Origin of the sequence: Desulforhopalus sp. IMCC35007, from assembly GCF_005116575.1 — a bacterium.
GTDB lineage: Bacteria > Desulfobacterota > Desulfobulbia > Desulfobulbales > Desulfocapsaceae > Desulforhopalus_A.
The window spans coordinates 1-3,886 of record NZ_SWCN01000053.1; the positions used below are offsets into that span (position 1 = coordinate 1).

At 46.2% G+C, this 3,886-nt stretch carries 1 protein-coding gene; it reads left to right on the top strand.

The genetic code is table 11. The features are described from left to right. Positions 1 to 3,886: Ig-like domain-containing protein (locus tag FCL48_RS24475; protein ID WP_136876696.1), on the top strand; the 3,886-nt coding region annotated here is incomplete at both ends.

Here is a 3,886-nt window from a genome sequence, read left to right on the forward strand (position 1 = left end):
TAACCATTACTGCAGTCACTGATCTTTCTGCTGCAGATGACAGCTTTACCACCGACGAAGATGTTACTTTAAATGCCGATGTCTCTATCAACGATAGCACGACTTCCGGTGGCAGCCTGAGTTATGCGGTTAACAGTGATGTAGCCAATGGAACATTGTCTCTTAATAATGACGGAACTTTTAGCTACACCGCTGATGCAAACTTCACTGGCAATGATAGTTTTACCTATACCGTCACCGATAGTGCTAGCGGTGAGTCGGATATTCGGACCGTTGATTTAACCATTACTGCAGTCACTGATCTTTCTGCTGCAGATGACAGCTTTACCACCGACGAAGATGTTACTTTAAATGCCGATGTCTCTATCAACGATAGCACGACTTCCGGTGGCAGCCTGAGTTATGCTCTGGACAGTGATGTTACCAATGGAACCTTATCCCTCAACACCGATGGTACTTTTACCTACACAGCTGATGCCAATTTCAATGGATCTGACAGTTTCACCTATACCGTTACCGATAGTGCTAGCGGTGAGTCTGATATTCGGACCGTTGATTTAACCATTAACACCATCACAGATCTTAGTGCCCAGGATGACAGCTTTACCACTGACGAAGATGTCACTTTAAATGCCGATGTCTCTATCAATGACAGCACGACTTCTGGTGGCAGCCTGAGCTACGCTCTGGACAGTGATGTAGCCAATGGAACCTTATCTCTCAACACTGATGGTACTTTTAGCTACACCGCTGATGCAAACTTCAATGGCTCTGACAGTTTCACCTATACCGTTACCGATAGTGCTAGCGGTGAGTCGGATATTCGGACCGTTGATTTAACCATTAACACCATCACAGATCTTAGTGCCCAGGATGACAGCTTTACCACCGACGAAGATGTTACTTTAAATGCCGATGTCTCTATCAATGACAGCACGACTTCCGGTGGCAGCCTGAGTTATGCGGTTAACAGTGATGTAGCCAATGGAACCTTATCCCTCAATAGTGATGGAAGTTTTAGCTACACAGCTGATGCTAATTTCAATGGATCTGACAGTTTCACCTATACCGTTACCGATAGCGACAGTGGCGAGTCTGATATTCGGACCGTCAATATTACCATCAACGCCATTACAGATCTCAATGCCCAGGATGACAGCTTTACCACTGACGAAGAGGTCACCCTGAATGCCGATGTCTCTATCAACGATAGCACGACTTCCGGCGGCAGTCTGAGTTATGCGGTTAACAGTGATGTAGCCAATGGAACATTGTCCCTCAATAGTGATGGAAGTTTTAGCTACACAGCTGATGCCAATTTCAATGGATCTGACAGTTTCACCTATACCGTTACCGATAGTGCTAGCGGTGAGTCGGATATTCGGAGCGTTGATCTAACCATTAACACCATCACAGATCTTAGTGCCCAGGATGACAGTTTTACCACCGACGAAGATGTTACCCTGAATGCCGATGTCTCTATCAATGACAGCACGACTTCCGGTGGCAGCCTGAGCTACGCTCTGGACAGTGATGTAGCCAATGGAACCTTATCCCTTAATAGTGATGGAACTTTTAGCTACACCGCTGATGCAAACTTCAATGGCTCTGACAGTTTCACCTATACCGTTACAGATAGTGCTAGCGGTGAGTCGGATATTCGGGGCGTTGATCTAACCATTAACACCATTACAGATCTCAATGCCCAGGATGATAGCTTTACCACCGACGAAGATGTTACTTTAAATGCCGATGTCTCTATCAACGATAGCACGACTTCCGGTGGCAGCCTGAGCTACGCTCTGGACAGTGATGTAGCCAATGGAACCTTATCCCTCAACACCGATGGTACTTTTAGCTACACCGCTGATGCCAATTTCAATGGATCTGATAGTTTCACCTATACCGTTACCGATAGTGCTAGCGGTGAGTCGGATATTCGGACCGTTGATTTAACCATTACTGCAGTCACTGATCTTGATGCTCAGGATGACATTTTTACCACCGACGAAGATGTCACCCTGAATGCCGATGTCTCTATCAACGACAGCACGACTTCCGGTGGCAGCCTGGGTTATGCTCTGGACAGTGATGTGGCCAACGGAACATTGTCTCTTAATAGTGATGGAACTTTTAGCTACACCGCTGATGCAAACTTCACTGGCAATGATAGTTTCACCTATACCGTCACCGATAGTGCTAGCGGTGAGTCGGATATTCGGACCGTTGATTTAACCATTACTGCAGTCACTGATCTTTCTGCTGCAGATGACAGCTTCACCACCGACGAAGATGTTACTTTAAATGCCGATGTCTCTATCAACGACAGCACGACCTCCGGTGGCAGTCTGAGTTATGCTCTGGACAGTGATGTGGCCAACGGAACCTTATCCCTTAATAATGACGGAACTTTTACCTACACCGCTGATGCAAACTTCACTGGGAGTGATAGTTTCACCTATACCGTCACCGATAGTGCTAGCGGTGAGTCTGATATTCGGACCGTTGATTTAACCATTACTGCAGTCACTGATCTTTCTGCGGTAAATGATACCTTCAGTACTGATGAAGATGTTACCTTAAATGCCGATGTCTCTATCAACGACAGCACGACTTCCGGTGGCAGTCTGAGTTATGCGGTTAACAGTGATGTAGCCAATGGAACCTTATCCCTTAATAGTGATGGAACTTTTAGCTACACAGCTGATGCAAACTTCACTGGCAATGATAGTTTCACCTATACCGTTACCGATAGTGTTAGCGGCGAGTCTGATATTCGGACCGTCAATATTACCATCAACGCCATTACAGATCTCAATGCCCAGGATGACAGCTTTACCACCGACGAAGATGTTGCTTTAAATGCCGATGTCTCTATCAACGATAGCACGACTTCCGGTGGCAGCCTGAGCTACGCTCTGGACAGTGATGTAGCCAATGGAACCTTATCCCTCAACACTGATGGTACTTTTAGCTACACCGCTGATGCCAATTTCAATGGCAATGATAGTTTCACCTATACCGTTACCGATAGTGCTAGCGGTGAGTCTGATATTCGGACCGTTGATTTAACCATTACTGCAGTCACTGATCTTTCTGCTGCAGATGACAGTTTTACCACTGACGAAGATGTCACTTTAAATGCCGATGTCTCTATCAATGATAGCACGACTTCCGGTGGCAGCCTGAGTTATGCGGTTAACAGTGATGTGGCCAACGGAACCTTATCCCTTAATAGTGATGGAAGTTTTAGCTACACAGCTGATGCAAACTTCACTGGCAATGATAGTTTCACCTATACCGTTACCGATAGTGTTAGCGGCGAGTCTGATATTCGGACCGTCAATATTACCATCAACGCCATTACAGATCTCAATGCCCAGGATGACAGCTTTACCACCGACGAAGATGTTGCTTTAAATGCCGATGTCTCTATCAACGATAGCACGACTTCCGGTGGCAGCCTGAGCTACGCTCTGGACAGTGATGTAGCCAATGGAACCTTATCCCTCAACACTGATGGTACTTTTAGCTACACCGCTGATGCCAATTTCAATGGATCTGACAGTTTCACCTATACCGTTACAGATAGTGCTAGCGGTGAGTCGGATATTCGGACCGTTGATTTAACCATCAACGCCATTACAGATCTCAATGCCCAGGATGACAGCTTTACCACCGACGAAGATGTCACCCTGAATGCCGATATCTCTATTAACGATAGCACGACTTCCGGTGGCAACCTGAGTTATGCTCTGGACAGTGATGTTACCAATGGAACCTTATCCCTCAACACCGATGGTACTTTTAGCTACACAGCTGATACCAATTTCACTGGGAGTGATAGTTTCACCTATACCGTCACCGATAGTGCTAGCGGTGAGTC